Here is a 15485-nt window from a genome sequence, read left to right as displayed (position 1 = left end):
GAGCTGAATCTTGGAGATGGCGACGCATTCTCGAACATGCCCAGTGGGGCTATCCGCAGTCTTTATTGGAGAGTGGCGCCCTTCTCAGCAGGACCCCGAACATGCCATCAGACGTTTGAATGCTTCTGAAGCAGGTGCTGGCTTCGTCGGCTGTCCGGCACTCTCTGGGCTGCGGAAGCTGCGAGACTACGCATCGCCCGGACCGTCCAGTCCTGGGAGACTATCGTTCAAAATAGAGCGCTACGCTCAATAGAGACGTCAGGCGTGAACGATAGCCAGCTCTTTCCAGTTGGTGGTGTAGGCTGGGGTTCGCCGCTCCTGCCGCATTTGCCAGTTTTTCTTCTGCTGTGCTGTACCCGCGCTTGCAATGCTGATGGTCCCGCGCCCGTACTTGCTGTTTACCGCGTCTAACGTCGACATGAGGCAGGATTGATCCGAGTCCTCCGCGCCCAGTTCGAGAGTGCCTTGGGACACACTGTCAGATTGCAGATCAAGCAGCATCACGCCCGCTTTGCTTAACTGAAATCCGGGCTCGAAGATTCGGCGAATGCCGGCGCTGGCGGCGGCTACGAGCACACGAGTATCGGCTGTTGGCTTTGCCAGCGGAACGACGCTACTACGTGAAAATCGAGGTACCTTTCGGAAAGGCGACGTGCTGGCAAACACCATGACCTGGTTGGCCAGGCTGCGTTGGTCTCTCAATTTCACGGCAGCGCGGGTCGCAAACTCGGTCACAGCTTCAAGCAGCTGCGATAGCTGCGTTACCGGAGCGCCAAATGACCTGGTACACGCGATTTCTTTCCGTGTCGCAGGTTGCTCATCGAGCGACAGGCATTGTGTTCCCTGGAGTTCACGGACCGTGCGCTCAAGCACGACCCCCCAGCGTTTGCGAACGGTGGGTACATCCATTGACACCAGGTCGTGGACAGTGCGAACGCCAGCGTCGCGCAACTGTTCTTCGAGTCGGCGCCCGACCCCCCATACCTCCCCGACATCCGTTGCCGCCATTAGCTCCACCAGCTGATTTGGCGGCATGACGCCCAGGTGGCAGACCTGTGCCAACTCTACGGGGTAGCTGCCAGGCTTGCGATCGGCGCTCTTGGCAACGAAGTTGGCCAGCTTGGCGAGAGTTTTTGTGGGCCCGATACCGACACAACAGGGAATGCCCACCCACTGAAGAATCCGAGCCCGGACGCGCCTGGCACGATCAACCAAGTCGCCGGGCACTCCATCCAACCCGATGAAGCACTCGTCGATCGAGTAGATCTCCTGCGTGGGGCCAAGCCCAGCCGCCAAGGACATCATGCGATCGCTGATGTCGGCATACAACGGGAAGTTGGCGGATAGCGCGACCACCCCATCAGAATCCTGGAGATGGGCAATCTTGAACCACGGCGCCCCCATCTTGATCCCGAGATCCCTCGCGGCGTTTGACCGCGAGATCACGCACCCGTCGTTATTCGACAGCACGACCACCGGTAAGCCGGCCAGCGACGGTCGGAACACCGTCTCTGCGCTCACGTAGTAGTTGTTGCCGTCCAGGAGCGCTATCACCGCGAGCTCACGTCGGAAACGTCTTGATCGCAGCCGTGACCACACCCCAGACCTCGATGGTTTGCCCTTCCTTGGGGACGATATCGGGATACGTAGGATTGCCAGCTCGAAGCTTTACCCGTCCGTGGATCTGGTAAAGCTGCTTGCAGGTGAAATCACCGTCCACCACTGCGACGACTATGTGAAGGTGGCGCGGCACCACGGCGCGGTCAACGATGACCACGTCGTTGTCGAAGATGCCGAACTCACGCATGGACTCTCCACGGACTCGCATCAAGAACGTGGCCTGAGGGTGAATGATCAGCTGCTTGATCAGATCCACCCGCTCCTGTGCAAAATCCGCCGCGGGCGATGGAAATCCCGCACGGATGTGCCCCACCATCGGCAATTCAATGCCGATGTCTGAAGCTTGAACAGGAAGGTCCGTTAAAATACTGTACATTTCCACAGTGTACCGTATGCCCAGCCTTCCGGAAGGAGGGCGCCGCGGAAAGAGCTATACCTTCATTTCGGGTTTTTCTTTCACCATGACGATCTTGCCTCTCTTTCGTGGCTCCTTGATGGCAGGCTTCCTGCTGACTCAGGGCGTGGCCGCGATCGCCAGCGACTTCTACGTCGTCACCCCCTCGCCCGGCAAGGGCACCACGCTGCCACCTCCGGAGATCACAGTGTCGTTGTCGGCCAGCGAGCTTCCCGCGGCCAACCTGTGGAGCCCATACGCATACAACTTCGCACCGCACGCGACCGTGACGGGCGATCCGACGTTCGAGCCCGGGACCGTGATCTTTTCCGCCCAGGATGTGCTGCCCGCGGGCATGACCTTGCATACGGATGGAACACTTTCGGGAACGCCCACGGACAGCGTCGGCGCAAGCACGATCAAGGTGCTTGCGAGCTACCGGGGTAAGACCGGGGAGCAGCTGTATGTGCTGTTGATCGGGGAAAGCCAGGTCGTCGTGCAACTGGCGGATGCCACGCTTCCGAAAGCCCGTGTCGGCCGGGCCTATTCTTTCGACTTCACGAGCCTGCTTACCGTGGAGAATGACAATGGCCCCGCCAGCTCGAAGGTATGGGCTCTCAGTGGCGTGCCCTCGGGCCTGAGCTATGCAAATGGTTTCATGACTGGCACTCCATCGGTCGCCACCGATGCCGCCGGCGCTAAGGTCCGCCTGAGCGTCAGCTACAAGGGAGCGGTGGGGACAAAGGACTACCAGCTGATCGTCGCAGGAGGAGCCCCCCTTCAGGTGACGCATGTTGCAGCGCGTGAAGCCTACAGCTGCGCCATCACGACCGCCGGCGCAATGATGTGCTGGGGGCAAAACTACCTCGGCCGTTTTGGCAACGGCAGCTTCAGCGGACATCACCCGTTGCCCGTCCAGGTCTCCGGGATGGGATCTGGGGTTACCGCGATCGCCCTGGGCGACTCCAACGCTTGCGCAGTCCAGTCGGGCGCGCTGAAGTGCTGGGGAGATAACACCTTTGGCCAGGTCGGAGACGGCACGAATGCCATCCGCTACGAGCCCACCCAGGTCTATGGCCTCACCTCCGGTGTTTCCGCCGTGACTATCGGACGGGAACACATCTGCGCCGTGCAGAGCGGCGTGGCGAAATGCTGGGGAAGCAATGGCGCCGGCCGCCTCGGGGATGGTTCTGGTGCGAATCAGTCCCGGCCATCGACTGTCTCTGGACTTACCTCTGGCGTGACGGCAATCGCAGCGGGATTCGCTCACACCTGCGCTGTACGTTCCGGGGCGGTTCGATGCTGGGGGTTCAATCCAGACGGTCGGTTGGGAGACAATTCGACGCTGAGCCGAGCAACGCCGGTGGCCCCCACTACAGTCACATCTAATGTGACGGCGCTGGCTGCCAGCGAGGCGGGAATGTGTGCGCTGCGCCTGGGCTCCGTTTTCTGCTGGGGCAACAACGGCTACGGGCAAGTAGGCAAAGTCGGGGCAAGCGAGTACCGAGTCCCCACTCAGGTGGCAGGCTTGACCAGTGTTTCGGCGATCGGCGCGGGCCAGTATCACAACTGTGCCGTGCAGGCCGGCGCCTTGCTCTGCTGGGGGTCGAACGACCAAGGTCAGCTCGGAGCTGACAGCCCTTACAAATTTGATGTGCCCACGGCGGTGTCCGGGCTTACCACCAGCGTGACGGCGGTTGCTGGCGGCTCCAGCCACACCTGCGTCAACCACGGAGGCGTAGCCAAGTGCTTTGGCGAGAATAGCCTAGGCCAACTCGGAGATGACAGCAACGAGCCCAGATCTACACCCGGGCCCGTACTGGCGGACTGATTGGGTGAGCGCGGAATCCGCGCCGCGCCCAACAGTTGAGCTGCACCTGGTCGAAGGCGGCCAGGTGCGTTTATTTTGACCGGCTGAGGCAACCTTGACTCCCATCCGCTCCCGAATTTCACAGGGGAACGGTGACCTGGCCCTTCGATGTGAGGTTGGCAATGACAGCCATGATGAAGTCCTCCCGTATGCCAGAATTACGCTTTCAGGTACCGTACTACGCTCAAGCCAGCTTGGGCAAAGCTGCACCCGGCGACACCCCTATAGCACAGATACCGAAGGACATTGCTTGAAGCCGAAATCCATCGAAAAATTGCTCCAGAACCACCTGAAGACCCGCGGCTTTCTGACCAGCATGACGCTGAGCGCCCAGGGTTGGAACACCGAGTCCTTGGACCCGAAGCAGCTGGTCGGGCCGCAGGTTCATGTGTATGCAGCCGACTACCCCACTCGGTGGTCCTGGATGGCCTGCATTCAGCTGGAGGCATTCAAGATGATCGCCAGCCGATTTCACAACTCCAAAGCCGAATGGCAGCTGGTTCGCAATGGTTTGGGCTCGCACATCAAGGATGCGGCTGCGCGGGCCCGAGCAACGGGCGCCGCGACGACTGCCGGCCATGAGCCAGCGGCCGCCTCGCGCCCTGGTGAGCCCCAGGAGTGGGAGCAGCAGATGGGTATGCTGCTCGCAGCGTATTCGAGCACGACAAAAACAGGCACTGCGCCAGGCGCTATCACGGCAGGTTGCCACTTCGTTGTGCTCCGCTACCAGACCCGCGCCGGTGAGACCATGCTGCGCCCTTTCATCTCAGGCGCTGAAGGACTTGGCGGCCCGCTGCATGCTGATCGTTTCGACGCTATGGTGTCCTATGTGATTGGGCTCGATCAGCAGTCCCATCCTGAGTGGTTTTAGAAAAAAGGCCTCCAGCAAGAGCTGAAGGCCTTCAGAGACAGGTTACAGATCAGAGGCCGAGCATGAGCGCGATGTTCTTCGCGGCGGCGCCGGCCGATCCCTTGCCCAGGTTGTCCAGCACGACGGCGACCGCGGTGCGGCGAGTGCCAGGCAGTGCTGCCAGGTGGATTTGCAGCCCGTTGGTGCCATTGCATGCTTCGATCGGCAGACGAGCTTTGTCGTCAGGGCCGACGATGCTGACCTGGATTTCAGGATCTTCCTCGTAGCTGGTTTGGTAGCGATCGTAGACGGCCTCGATGGGGAGGTCGACAGTCGCTTGCACCAGCATGCCCTGGTACCACGGGCCCACGGACGTAGTCAGTGTCGGATCAGGCAATCCGAACTGGCGGATCTCCGGCAGGTGGCGATGCTCCTTGCCGAATTGCGTCAGGCGCGGAACCGCGTCCGCGCGCGTGCCGCCGGCCGAGAAACCTGTGATCCCATGGAAGTCCATCGCGCGCAGGCCCAGGGGCCGCGCGGCCAGAATGCATGCCGATGCGAAGCAGCCAGGGTTGGCCACCATTTTTGCGCCGGCGATGCGCGCAGCGCCACACAGCTGCGGCAAGCCATACACCCAGTCCGGATTACAGCGATGAGCTGCACTGGCGTCCAGGATCTTCGCACGATGGTTTGCACGATCTACGCGCACTGCGGCGTACGAGGCTTCTTCGTCAGGGACGCACAACACGACCAAGTCGGCATCTGCGTACGCGTCTCCGCGAACAGTTCGATTGCGGCGGTCATCTTCCGGTATCTCGATCACTTCGAGGCCGGCATCGACCAGGCTTGCAAGTCGTTCCTTCAGGGCCAGGCCCACGGTGCCATAGGCGCCATCAATGAAAATGCGGGGCATAGTGTTTTTCCTTTTCAGTAAGGGGTAGAACCATCGTTGTTGGCGTCCCACATGGCGCGATACAGATCGCGCATGCGTTGGCGGTCGGCGGGAATCGGCCCACGTGACGAGTCCCAGTGCACGTATTGCCAGCTGGCCTGCAAGGCAAACAGAAGGCTGAGGCCGTATTCGCGGGTTTCGCTGACAGGCATAGCCAGGGCGTCGTTGACCTGCCATTGAATCGTGCGGATCGTGCCCTTCATCACGAGGGGCGCAACCTGCTCCAGCAGGGTCCGCATGTTGCGGTTGGTTTGCTCCGGGGTTGCGCCCGGAAAACTCACATCTTTCAGTGCGGCCAACACCGTATCGATGCGTGAGGTGGTGCTGTTGGCCGGGTTGGTGCCGTTGGCTTGGACCATGGTTTTCTCCTTTGAGTGGTTCCTGCTGTCGTATAGGCGCGCACGAAAGAAAGCCTCCGCAAGGGAGGCTTTGAGAGGATCAGGCATAGATCTCGGGGTTGGAGCCATCGAAGGCTCCACAGTTGTAGCGCGAGCTCTTGATCTGCTCCGGCTTGAACACGATGTACTGAGTACCCGTGCCCAGGCCATCGCTCCAGTTGTGGATGATGACGCCGTCAAATGCCTTGCGGCAGGTCTTGGCCCAGGTGATCACCCGTGCCAACAAATCGTGGTTGTGCTCGGACACACCCAAGGTGCGGCCGTCGACCACCAGCGGCTTGCGTATGGCCAGGTGCGCAGCGATCGTACGGCCCCGGCGACGCAGATGCGGATGCCAGGCGTAGCAGTCGGCTTCGCGCTTTGCAGCAGCGAAGAAAAACCCGCAACGCGACAGCGCGCAGTCGATGGTCCGCCGTATCGGCGTATACGAAAACGCACGGAAATCACGGTTCGGAGTCCCGTGATAGACAACCAGGGGCGCGCCATCTGGCTGACCCGAGTCGGTGATGACGCTGCTCTCGAACCAGGCCTGGAAGCCGGCGGTGTGTACCTTCTGCATGGAGTGCTCCTGTTGATGTTTCCTGCCCATGTATAGGCGGAAAGATCACGAAAGAGTGCCGCCAGGAAGACGTAGGTGGTTGTTGACGTGAGCACCTGATCGAAGAAGACCTCTCCGGCAGGAGAGGTCTGGAGTGCGTCAAGCGCAGATACAGGGATTGTCGGGATCGAACAGCCCGAGGTTGGCGACCGCGCTCTTGATCTGCGTAGGTTCGAAGACCAAGAAGTCGGAGCCAACGCCCTCACCCCAGGTGAAGATCAGACCGTCATGGCCTTCGGCGCGTGCGTACTTTGCGAGCCTGGCCACTTGAGCAGGCGATAACGCTCGAATGCGCCTTGTCACCAGCGGGCGCCGGATCCTCAGGAAGACGGCGTACACATAGGCCGAATCGCCATGGCCGCAGGCCTTGGCTTCTTGAGCCGCAGCCCACGCTCGGTCTTTGTCCGCGGTGAACCAGAATCCAACCCGCGAGTCGCTTGACTCGGTGACCGCGCCGAGATATTCGCGATCAAACACGGTGAATGCGCCGCGCGGCAGCGCACCGGGCGGTGCATCAAAGGTTGTGCCCGAGACGGCAGTGCCGTGGTAGACGATCCGCGGTCTGGCGGCGGCGTCCACTACCTGGCTTTCGCCAAACCAGCTAAGAAACGCTGGCGATTGTTGAACTAGCATGCGTGTGCTCCTGAAATTGTGTCCTTATCTGGGTATAGCCGCCGGGAGTGCGGCGCGCACCTGACGTGGGCCTCCGGGCGCCAGGCCAGCAGCTGCATGGGTTCATAGAAAAGCCCTTCAGTTGTGAAGGGCTTTAGAGGGTGGGTTCGACCAGGTTGATCAGCTGACGCGGTGATTCAGCGTATCCACCAGCCAGTCCATCGTGTCCGACCGCGAAGTGCCGTTGTCGGGTGTTCCGACGTTGCCGTCAGAGCAGATCAGCATGTTGGTCCGCGTCACCGTGTCGTTGACCCATACCAGGTCCACGCCGGTTTCCTCGATTTGGCGCCAGGCCTTAGCAGCCTGTTCCTCTTCACTGTCGCCAGCGGTGGTCTTGAAGCCAACGATGAGGACGTCCGGCCGCAGGCTCCTGATGGTCTTCAGCACCTTGTCGGCGGGGGTGAGGGTGAGCACCTGTTGACCATCGCGCGAGGACAGCCGGGTGGCATACTTGCCCGAAGGCACGTCGCCAATCTGGCCGGAGTAATCGCACAGGGCCACGTTGAAGACGATCGCCCGGGTTTCCGGATCCGCCAACACGGCCTTGACCCGCTCGGCGACGTCCTCGTTCGTCTCCATCTTCGAGTGGCGATCCGCCATTTTCGTCAGATGCAGCTTGACGCTGCTGCTGACCAGGCCGAAGCGGCGACGCAGCGAGGCGAGGATCCCCTTGCCTTGTAGCCGCTTATGCAGCTCGGTAGCGAACGTGCCGTAGGCTGGCGCGCACAGCGCGAAATGGTTGCGAACGTGCTGCACGGTACCGCCGCCGAAGATGTGAATGGTTCCAGGCATTTGTCCTCCAAAAGGGTTGTTGTTCCAGTCCTCGTATAGGGCAGCGGCTATACGAAGTAGGCCAACTCATTGAAAGAGGAACACATGGATCGATTTGAACTCAGCCATCGCGCGCAAGCGCGCATTGGAACCCTAAGGGGCGCCGGGCTCCACCCGCGCCAAATAGCCCGCATCCACAGTCTTGCTCAGCCAGATGTCCTATCTGCGCTGGATCTGAACTGGGGCCGTTCGCTGGCGGAAGCCATCCTGGGTGGTTACTTCGTCTCGGAAACGGAACTTGTCCGGGTGACCCAACTCGTCAGCCACGACAACGAAGGCTACCTGTACTTCGACGGCATCCGAGGCGACAACGCTGGTGATGGTGTCGAGCCGTACTCGTACGTTCGCGGTCTGGAAGCCAAGGCGGATGCGTTCGAGCAGAAATGCATCGGCGCGCTGCTTGCCGGCCGCACGGTGCAACAGCGCGATTTGCCGGAGGCGGAGCCCGCATGAGCGAGTACCACTCCGACTACGAAAACGAACCGATCGGTGGGGGCAATCCCTACTACAGGTGCGTGCATTGCAAGCTGTCGGCCCCGGCGATCAACGGTCGCATCAATGGTCATGCCAGCGACTGCCTTTATCGCCTGGCGAAGGAGCTGGGTACGCCCTACCCGCCCACCGAAGACGTCTGTAGCTTGTTGTTCACGGACGGTTTGCCTTGGGATTCCAAGGATTCAAAGGGATGCCGCCTGCCGGAAGGACATGCTGGTCACCACGAGTTTGTGACGCCTGACGGCCGCGTCTGGTGCTGGGAGACCGATTTCACATGTACGTGCGAGCACTGCATGCGTTTCGAAGGCGACTACTGCGTGACTTATTGGGAAAAGAAAGAATCTTGAAAGGATGAACCGATGATTGACTTCAAAAAACTGATGGATCCTGAGTACATGGCTGAAGCCCGTGCCGAGCGCGAGGCCGAGGACCGCAAGCAGGAAGAGAAGGACAAGGAGATCCGGGCCTTGGTCAACAAGTGCATGGAGCATATTGAGACCCTGCCGGAGCGTGAGCGCAGCTTCATCCGGAGCTGCCAACACCGCATCAACACCTATCGCCTGCTGACCGAACCCCAGGAAAAGTGGCTGCGTGACATCGCGGGCCGATTCTGAATCAACCCTACCTGGACCACATAAAGGACCAAATCATGAGCGATCTGCATCTGGCCATAACACCTACCCCGGACGAGAAATTCGCTCGCGCAACCCTGAAGCGTGGCGAACAGATCCTGATCGATATCGAAAGTGACGACTGGATGCTGCTGGCGGCCGCGGTGCTGATCGGCGTGGGCTACGATCGTCTTCGCATTGAGCATCGGACCGGAGAACGTGTCATCGAGGTGATGGATGTCTTGTCGGTCTGGGATCGCCTGAACTTCCAGTTGGTTTTCCAGCCGCTGCCGGTGACCCTGGGCCAAGTGACCCTCGTGGAACGGTACAGCGACGAACTCGAGGAATTCCGATATGACGTGTTGGTCAATAGCGTGCGTGTCGAGGGCAACCTGGATACGCGCGGCCGTTGGAAGGACATTCAAAATCTGCTGGTGATGCTCAGCGCCTGACGGCAACGCATCTGATGGCCGACAATTGCCGGACATTGCCTCCCTGCGAGCCCCAATCACTGGGGCTCGTTTTCATTTGCGCTTCTTCGGCTGAGCACCGCGCGACGCAAAGAACCCCGAGCTGTGACGCCCGGGGCTGTGAGAGAGGGATTATCCTCGATCAGGTAGGTCCAGAGGTTTCGCCGAAGGCGCCGATGGGGAGCGTCCACGTTGCCGGATCCAGGAGGATAGGCAGGGTGAACGAGGTGCCCATGGCGATTTCAAGCCAAACGCGATCGAGCTCAGGGATCACGCCCTTTGCCGCGATCTCCTCGATCGTCGCACCACGCTTGATGGTGACGCCGAACTGTTGCTCATAGTCCGAGATCTTCCTGAAGTGCTTGGCCATGTAGTGCTTGAGCATGGCCCATTGCTGAGGGCTGCCGAAGATGCAGGCCATGCAGCTGGTGCGGCTCAGACCCAGATGGTATGCAGGATGGGGATTCACGCCGTACTTGCGCATGATCTCCCACACCTGTTCCTCCGACCAGCTGTGCACCGCGCGGTAGACGTCGACCCAGCGCTTGACGCGCGCACCGTTGCGGTTGTCCGAGCGGTGAGGCTCGAAGGTCTTGTACTTTGCGCGCGCAGACGACTCCTGGGCCCGTTCACCGGTGAGTACGAGGGTTTTGCCCTCGCGAAACACTGGGTCGTTCACGATGTAGGACTCGCCCACACCGATCTTCAGGTAGCTGCTGCACCAGCGAACCGAGAGGTCCGCGGACACCTGCGGGAACTTCTGCCGGGTGTTCAAGGGGCCTGAACCGCCGATAACGAGCTTCTCGCCCGCCTGGTTGTAGAAGTGCACGGGTGCCGTGGGGGCGTCCTTGCGCAGCATTTCGCGCTCGAAGCCGCCTTCCTTCCAGGAGAACGTCGTGCGAACGCCGAAGGCTTCACCGAACTTCTTGCAGTAGTCGCTCGTGATCGGCCAATCCATCAGGTCAGAACCTTCGTTGCCATCCACCAGGTGATGGTGCAACTCGATTTTTTCCATCTGAATGCCCTGATCAAGCAGCCACAGGAAGCAAGCGACAGAGTCCTTGCCACCTGAAAAGAAGACTATGAATCGGTCGTAGTCAGAGAGGCAAGGTTCGAGAGCCACCTCCCCCTCGGCAAGCAGAGGTAGTGGTGCCCGGCAAACGGGAGCCTCAAACGGAAACAGGCTAGCTTGCGCCGGCAGCATATCAGTGGTCATGGAATGTGTCCTTTCTCGAACAGTTGCTCGGTGTTGTCCTGTCTGGGTATAGGCAGAACATCGCCTTCGACCATGCCCCTGGCCGTCAAGGCCGCCATTCGGGGGTGCACGGCGTGCGGCCAAAGAAAATCCAGCCCTTGGGCTGGATTCGTGGGTTCTATTAGGAATAGCGCCGTGCTTAGTTCACTTTGGCGCTGACAACCTTCCGTGAACGGTAGCGGAATCGCGAACCAGATGAAATTCGCCTTGTTTATGCCGAGCGACCTGCTTAGCGAGGAGGGAATAGTCTTCGTCGGGCATACCGCGGGTGCCGATCGAGTCCGAGCCGAAGAACAATTTGGATGACGTGTTCTCCATGAGATTGCGGCTAGCGTCAGCAGGACAATCGTGGACTTCATCCAGTGAGTAGGCTCGAAGAAGGAACGATATCCTCAGACCTCGGGCCAGCATGCGGGGCTTGTTGCCCAGTAGCGCTGAAGCTGCGCCTGGTTGGTCTGAGGCGATGATGAACGGCATCTCGTTCGCGCGAACTGAGTTCGTGTCGAGGGCCGTCAGCATGGCGCTCTCGAGGTGGGACGCCAGCATGCGTCGCAATGCCTGAGCCAGCGAATGGGCACACGAAGGCATGAACTTGACCAGCAGCATGCGCCTGTTGGTCACGACGTCATCCAGATCAATGGTGGGCTGCGTTGCATTCAGGACCATTCCCAGTTTGCCCTGCGCCAGCTGCGCAATTCGGCCCGAGATTCCGCCCAACAACTGGGCCACCTTGTCGCGATCGACTCGAATTACTTCATTGCGTCGAGACTGGAAGGAACCGACCAGGTTGAGCAAGTCATGCTCCGGATTCAGCTCATGGATACTTACTGCCAGGGCTTGGAGCTGCTGTGGGGCCGCCAGGAGCTTTGAGAGGCTCAGGGCTGTCACAGGTTGACCTGTGTCTTGCAATGCGCCCAGGATCGCTGTGAGTGCGTGGCGAGCGGTGTTCCTGTAAAAGTCGGCCCCAGGGGAGTCCGGCGCGTCAGGCAGCAGTTGCAGCAGGTGTTCTGCCATGTCCGCAGGTCGGCCCTTGTGTACCGGCGAATAGGTGCTACCGTCCGGATGAGAGAAGTCCAGAGCCTGGAATTCCTTGGAGCGGCCCGCAGACCTGGCGGCCGACTCAAGGCCCTCCACCAGCAGGGAGTTTCGCACATCCGTCATGACCACCCAGCCACCACCGCGAGCAGTCTGCTGTTGTAGAAGGGATGCGGTGAGATGTTCGGCGCCAGATGCCTGGTTTCCTGCGATCAGGATGTGCCCCAGTTGGTCTTCGTCAGTCAGCCGAAGAGGAGCCTTTCGCAAGAACTGGACACTCTTGCCCAGCATCAGGGGGGCGTGGTGGTTCAAGGTCGTAGGCTGCCCTGCTGACGTAGAAATGATCATGAAACAGTTGTGATAGTTGCTATGCCGACGTATAGCGCATTTCGACAGAAATGAACTCCGGACCTGGCCCAAAGAAGCCCCGCACATCCGAAATCAGTGGATGGCAGGGCTGGAGTGACAACCGCTGTTACGCAGCTGTAGTGACGGTGCTAGTGAGCTCCTGGAGCCAGTCATGTACGCGAGGCAGGCATGAAGTGAGACTTTCCAGGTGTTCAGGGTTTCCGAAGAAGACTTCATCATGGCCGAGACCATCAAATTCGTGCTGTTCGGTGAGATCGATGATTTTCTGATCGACAACGTTGTACTGGTGCGCGTGGCACCCTTGGACTCGGCCGCCGAAGGCAAGCTTCACCAGCAAACTCGCAAACTTGCACGCACCCGAAAGGTCTTCGGGCTCCGGCAGCTCACGCTCCCTGGCACGATCCTTCCAGCCCGCCGTGAGTACGGCCTTGGCGACGGCCAGGTTATCGGCAGTCAGCGGGATCGCGCCGGGAGTGTTACGCAACAGCCATTGACGAGTGATGATGGTTCGCATGAAGTGTGTCCTTTCTCGAGCAAGGCTCGTTGTATTCCTGCTCCTGTATAGGGCAAAAAGTGAGCCCCGCACATCCAAAGATGGCGGGGCTCAGGAGACAGACGTCAGTTCTCTTCATAGAGCGCGTCACGCTCAGCGTAGATGCGGTCGAAAGCTTCGGCCTGGTTAGCACGTGCAGCCCACCAGGGGTGAGACGACACAAGCTGATGAAGTACCTCAGGCTTTTGCTGTCCAAGGGAGTAGTACAGTCCGAGCTGGATGCTTGGCAGCTCCAACAGGCTATCGGCCCCCGAAGGACAAGATGCGTCATAGAAACGATCTTGATAGGTCAGCCAGACGTGGTTGATCGACACACCCCATTCAACCAACTGCGCCATCGTGACCCCTTCGGGGGCGATGAAGGCACACTGGGTGTCAAGGGTGTCATCGAAGTCGTGGATTTCCGGTTCCACTCCAAGGTCTCTGCATTGGTGGAATGCGTAATCTGCAAAGATGCCGCATTCCCCAGACCATGCGAATGACTTATGACCACGCCAGCGATCCAGGGTTAGCTGGACTGCCCGGGTCACAATTTCATGCGCCGGCGTCATTCGTCTCGCGCGCGGATGCCTTGCATCACGTCGCCCACGATGAATCGCGCATTCTGGCGCTCGAACCAGTGCCACACTTCAGTCAGTGGAACACCAGGCCCGAAGAGCAGGAACGGTGCGTCCAGCTGTTCGCTCGGCGTCACGGGCACGTCCGCCAGCTCATCCCAGAGCTTGTACAGCTCGGCAAGACTGCGCAGCGGGGGTTGGGCACGTTGGCGCATCAGAGCCTCGGCATACGCAACGCCGGCGTAGTCGCCGCGGGCGATGCCATCCAGCAAGCTAACGGCGACCCAGAAGCTGTTGTCCGGGCTCCAGACTATCTGGCGTGGCTTTTCCTTCGTCGGCAGCAGCTGCTCCTTGTTGATGGATCGCTCCACCTGCTGGAAGTACAGCTGCGATGCCAGGTGAGCGGCTTGCGATGCATTGGGCTCAACGTGCTTGGCGGATATGCCAGTGACCTGGCGGTTGGTAGCGAACTTGGGGCGACCCCATTCGACGATGGCTTTCATGTGTGTTTCCTTCAGGTGCGCGGGCGCGCGGATATGCCTGAAGACGTATAGGAAGTCGCCGGAGTAGACGCGAAGAAAGACCCCGCATAGCGGGGCCGGGAGGATGCCTTAGTTCGGCACGGGGATCTTGAGCATCGAAAGGATCTTCTCGAAAGCTTGCTTCTCGTTGGGGCCAAAGTTGTCATCGGGCCCAGACAGGAGTCGCCTCAGGTCCGACTGGATGGTGTCTTCGACCGCGAGGATGACGGAGAGGCCGTTGTCGACGAGTTGCTTGGCAAAGGCCTCGCGCTCCGCATCGGTCTCGCACCCTGAGTCTCCCGAATCGGCCATCATGCCAGCTATGGCCAACTCGGCTTCATCCGGCGTCTCAGCCCAGACTGAGTCTTCGTATGTGCCCAGCTCCGATTGCGCGGAATGCCAGGGGATCATCACCGAGAAGAGTTTCAGTCGGGGCGTGGGTTGGGTTATGGATGTATTCATGGGTCGTCCTGGTGGTGTGCAGCTGAGGGAGCTGCGGATATGCCCTCGCTTCGTATAGCAATGCGCCGGCGATCAACACGAAGAATGCCCCGCAACGGCGGGGCATTGAGGGCATGGAGCTTAGGCCAGGCTGTACATTCCTTGCCCGGTTCGCGTGAAGCTCTCCGGGTAGCGCGCAAGCGTCTGGCGCACCTTTTCCTTCCACTTGGCATTGGCCGTCGGGCGCTTACCCTGCATGCGGTCGTAGATCGCCTGCAAGGGAGCGGAGCCGCCCAGGGCGCGCAGCGTGTCCAGGAGCACGTGGCGCCACACCGAGCCAGCCACCCGAGTGTCCTCGAGCGCCTGGCGCGTGTCGGCGGCCATGCGGCGGATCTCCTGGGCCTGCTCATAGAGCAAGAACCCGAAGAGCTGACGGTGCTCCTCCTTGATGAACTTGGCGAACACCAGGGGCAGCTTCAGGCCGGGGAACAGGTTCCGTGGCAAGAGCTGCTGCTGGATCGAGAACTGCTGAGCGAAGGTTTCCACCTTGCTCGAGGTCTGGATGATGTAGGCCGGCAGGATGAAGCCCGCAGTGCCGCCCTCTTCCAGGATCTCGTGGCAGCGCGTCAGGAACGACGCGACCAGGTCGCTCTGGAACGGCGGATTGCCGATCACCGCATGCACCTGGCCCAGGTGGGCCAGCGGAACGCGGGTGAAGTCGCCAACCAGGATCTCGCGGCCGCTGTGGCGGCGCGCCAGGGCCGCCTGCACGGGATCGATCTCCACGCCGACTGCGCGCACACCTTGCGGTATCGCGCACAGGAACGCGCCATCGCCACACGATGGCTCGATGACGGTATGGCCGGGCTTGAGCCAGGAGAACTCCTGGTCGATGATGCCTTCCGCGGCCCAGGCCGGTGTGAACCACTGCCCCAGGGCGGGGTTTCGTTGATCTGACATGTGTATCCTTTCTGCGTAATGCGCGAGTTATGG

The 15485-nt window shown here is 60.4% G+C and carries 20 protein-coding genes; 6 read left to right on the top strand and 14 right to left on the bottom strand.

From position 1 onward, the window contains the following. Positions 1 to 258: 258 nt before the first annotated feature. Both HWY37_RS17410 and HWY37_RS17405 read right to left on the bottom strand, forming a co-directional pair. Complete coding sequence (locus HWY37_RS17410) at positions 259 to 1554, bottom strand: Y-family DNA polymerase (protein ID WP_176089287.1); 1296 nt, start codon at positions 1552 to 1554, stop codon at positions 259 to 261. Positions 1555 to 1561: 7 nt separating this feature from the next. Further along, the gene (locus tag HWY37_RS17405) at positions 1562 to 1996 is read right to left on the bottom strand and encodes a LexA family protein (protein WP_176089665.1); all 435 of its coding nucleotides are present in this window, start codon (positions 1994 to 1996) and stop codon (positions 1562 to 1564) included. A 16-nt stretch (positions 1997 to 2012) separates the two neighbouring features. On the opposite strand from HWY37_RS17405, the gene HWY37_RS17400 reads away from it, so the two are divergent. Beyond that, positions 2013 to 3845, top strand: a complete 1833-nt coding sequence (locus HWY37_RS17400; RefSeq protein ID WP_176089286.1) for an RCC1 domain-containing protein — start codon at positions 2013 to 2015, stop codon at positions 3843 to 3845. Positions 3846 to 4134: 289 nt separating this feature from the next. Beyond that, positions 4135 to 4755 (top strand): hypothetical protein, encoded by a 621-nt coding sequence (locus HWY37_RS17395; RefSeq protein WP_176089285.1) that lies wholly within the window; start codon positions 4135 to 4137, stop codon positions 4753 to 4755. 49 nt (positions 4756 to 4804) lie between these two features. On the opposite strand, the gene HWY37_RS17390 is transcribed toward HWY37_RS17395, so the two are convergent. The 5 genes from HWY37_RS17390 to HWY37_RS17370 form a co-directional block, all read right to left on the bottom strand. After that, complete coding sequence (locus tag HWY37_RS17390; RefSeq protein WP_176089284.1) at positions 4805 to 5647, bottom strand: hypothetical protein; 843 nt, start codon at positions 5645 to 5647, stop codon at positions 4805 to 4807. A 14-nt stretch (positions 5648 to 5661) separates the two neighbouring features. Then, on the bottom strand, positions 5662 to 6045 hold the full coding sequence (locus HWY37_RS17385; RefSeq protein ID WP_176089283.1) for a hypothetical protein: 384 nt from the start codon (positions 6043 to 6045) through the stop codon (positions 5662 to 5664). 79 nt (positions 6046 to 6124) lie between these two features. Beyond that, positions 6125 to 6643 (bottom strand): ADP-ribosyltransferase-containing protein, encoded by a 519-nt coding sequence (locus HWY37_RS17380; RefSeq protein WP_176089282.1) that lies wholly within the window; start codon positions 6641 to 6643, stop codon positions 6125 to 6127. Between the two features lie 138 nt (positions 6644 to 6781). Further along, positions 6782 to 7315, bottom strand: a complete 534-nt coding sequence (locus tag HWY37_RS17375; RefSeq protein ID WP_176089281.1) for an ADP-ribosyltransferase-containing protein — start codon at positions 7313 to 7315, stop codon at positions 6782 to 6784. Positions 7316 to 7474: 159 nt separating this feature from the next. Further along, the gene (locus HWY37_RS17370) at positions 7475 to 8146 is read right to left on the bottom strand and encodes a phosphopantothenoylcysteine decarboxylase (protein ID WP_176089280.1); all 672 of its coding nucleotides are present in this window, start codon (positions 8144 to 8146) and stop codon (positions 7475 to 7477) included. Between the two features lie 84 nt (positions 8147 to 8230). Between HWY37_RS17370 and HWY37_RS17365 the strand changes: the two genes are divergently transcribed. Genes HWY37_RS17365 through HWY37_RS17350 form a run of 4 tightly spaced genes read left to right on the top strand, consistent with a single transcriptional unit; the run spans position 8231 to position 9743 of the window. Then, positions 8231 to 8638 (top strand): hypothetical protein, encoded by a 408-nt coding sequence (locus HWY37_RS17365; protein ID WP_176089279.1) that lies wholly within the window; start codon positions 8231 to 8233, stop codon positions 8636 to 8638. Then, the gene (locus tag HWY37_RS17360) at positions 8635 to 9027 is read left to right on the top strand and encodes a hypothetical protein (protein ID WP_176089278.1); all 393 of its coding nucleotides are present in this window, start codon (positions 8635 to 8637) and stop codon (positions 9025 to 9027) included. Before HWY37_RS17365 ends, HWY37_RS17360 begins: the two co-directional genes overlap by 4 nt. 12 nt (positions 9028 to 9039) lie before the next feature. Next, a complete protein-coding gene (locus tag HWY37_RS17355) occupies positions 9040 to 9294 on the top strand; it encodes a hypothetical protein (RefSeq protein ID WP_176089277.1) in 255 nt (84 codons plus the stop codon). 35 nt (positions 9295 to 9329) lie between these two features. After that, a complete protein-coding gene (locus HWY37_RS17350; RefSeq protein ID WP_176089276.1) occupies positions 9330 to 9743 on the top strand; it encodes a hypothetical protein in 414 nt (137 codons plus the stop codon). A gap of 160 nt (positions 9744 to 9903) precedes the next feature. On the opposite strand, the gene HWY37_RS17345 is transcribed toward HWY37_RS17350, so the two are convergent. The 7 genes from HWY37_RS17345 to HWY37_RS17315 all read right to left on the bottom strand — a co-directional run bounded on the left by HWY37_RS17345 (position 9904) and on the right by HWY37_RS17315 (position 15452). Then, positions 9904 to 10977, bottom strand: coding sequence for an adenine nucleotide alpha hydrolase family protein (locus HWY37_RS17345; RefSeq protein ID WP_217706392.1), 1074 nt, complete (start codon positions 10975 to 10977; stop codon positions 9904 to 9906). 183 nt (positions 10978 to 11160) lie between these two features. Beyond that, entirely contained in the window at positions 11161 to 12363 is a 1203-nt protein-coding gene (locus HWY37_RS17340; RefSeq protein ID WP_176089275.1) for a hypothetical protein, read from the bottom strand. Positions 12364 to 12526: 163 nt separating this feature from the next. Further along, positions 12527 to 12934, bottom strand: coding sequence for a hypothetical protein (locus HWY37_RS17335; protein ID WP_176089274.1), 408 nt, complete (start codon positions 12932 to 12934; stop codon positions 12527 to 12529). Between the two features lie 104 nt (positions 12935 to 13038). Further along, positions 13039 to 13386, bottom strand: coding sequence for a hypothetical protein (locus tag HWY37_RS17330; RefSeq protein WP_176089273.1), 348 nt, complete (start codon positions 13384 to 13386; stop codon positions 13039 to 13041). A gap of 134 nt (positions 13387 to 13520) precedes the next feature. Continuing rightward, the gene (locus HWY37_RS17325; protein WP_176089272.1) at positions 13521 to 14033 is read right to left on the bottom strand and encodes a hypothetical protein; all 513 of its coding nucleotides are present in this window, start codon (positions 14031 to 14033) and stop codon (positions 13521 to 13523) included. A gap of 108 nt (positions 14034 to 14141) precedes the next feature. Then, a complete protein-coding gene (locus tag HWY37_RS17320) occupies positions 14142 to 14513 on the bottom strand; it encodes a hypothetical protein (protein WP_176089271.1) in 372 nt (123 codons plus the stop codon). A gap of 120 nt (positions 14514 to 14633) precedes the next feature. Beyond that, positions 14634 to 15452: a methyltransferase domain-containing protein gene (locus HWY37_RS17315; protein WP_176089270.1), complete on the bottom strand. Its 819-nt coding sequence runs from the start codon at positions 15450 to 15452 to the stop codon at positions 14634 to 14636. Positions 15453 to 15485: the final 33 nt, after the last annotated feature.

This window comes from Achromobacter anxifer, from assembly GCF_903652925.1.
Classification (GTDB): Bacteria; Pseudomonadota; Gammaproteobacteria; order Burkholderiales; family Burkholderiaceae_B; genus Achromobacter; species Achromobacter anxifer.
Note: the sequence above shows the minus strand (reverse complement) of the source record. Positions and strands in the feature narration are given on the sequence as shown.

Coding starts and splice junctions, on each gene's coding strand:
- HWY37_RS17360 (WP_176089278.1), top strand. CDS start 8,635: ATGAGCGAGTACCACTCCGACTACGAAAACGAACCGATCGGTGGGGGC.
- HWY37_RS17380 (WP_176089282.1), bottom strand. CDS start 6,643: ATGCAGAAGGTACACACCGCCGGCTTCCAGGCCTGGTTCGAGAGCAGC.
- HWY37_RS17405 (WP_176089665.1), bottom strand. CDS start 1,996: ATGTACAGTATTTTAACGGACCTTCCTGTTCAAGCTTCAGACATCGGC.
- HWY37_RS17400 (WP_176089286.1), top strand. CDS start 2,013: ATGCCCAGCCTTCCGGAAGGAGGGCGCCGCGGAAAGAGCTATACCTTC.
- HWY37_RS17390 (WP_176089284.1), bottom strand. CDS start 5,647: ATGCCCCGCATTTTCATTGATGGCGCCTATGGCACCGTGGGCCTGGCC.
- HWY37_RS17350 (WP_176089276.1), top strand. CDS start 9,330: ATGAGCGATCTGCATCTGGCCATAACACCTACCCCGGACGAGAAATTC.
- HWY37_RS17385 (WP_176089283.1), bottom strand. CDS start 6,045: ATGGTCCAAGCCAACGGCACCAACCCGGCCAACAGCACCACCTCACGC.
- HWY37_RS17335 (WP_176089274.1), bottom strand. CDS start 12,934: ATGCGAACCATCATCACTCGTCAATGGCTGTTGCGTAACACTCCCGGC.
- HWY37_RS17355 (WP_176089277.1), top strand. CDS start 9,040: ATGATTGACTTCAAAAAACTGATGGATCCTGAGTACATGGCTGAAGCC.
- HWY37_RS17320 (WP_176089271.1), bottom strand. CDS start 14,513: ATGAATACATCCATAACCCAACCCACGCCCCGACTGAAACTCTTCTCG.
- HWY37_RS17365 (WP_176089279.1), top strand. CDS start 8,231: ATGGATCGATTTGAACTCAGCCATCGCGCGCAAGCGCGCATTGGAACC.
- HWY37_RS17315 (WP_176089270.1), bottom strand. CDS start 15,452: ATGTCAGATCAACGAAACCCCGCCCTGGGGCAGTGGTTCACACCGGCC.
- HWY37_RS17325 (WP_176089272.1), bottom strand. CDS start 14,033: ATGAAAGCCATCGTCGAATGGGGTCGCCCCAAGTTCGCTACCAACCGC.
- HWY37_RS17375 (WP_176089281.1), bottom strand. CDS start 7,315: ATGCTAGTTCAACAATCGCCAGCGTTTCTTAGCTGGTTTGGCGAAAGC.
- HWY37_RS17370 (WP_176089280.1), bottom strand. CDS start 8,146: ATGCCTGGAACCATTCACATCTTCGGCGGCGGTACCGTGCAGCACGTT.
- HWY37_RS17345 (WP_217706392.1), bottom strand. CDS start 10,977: ATGACCACTGATATGCTGCCGGCGCAAGCTAGCCTGTTTCCGTTTGAG.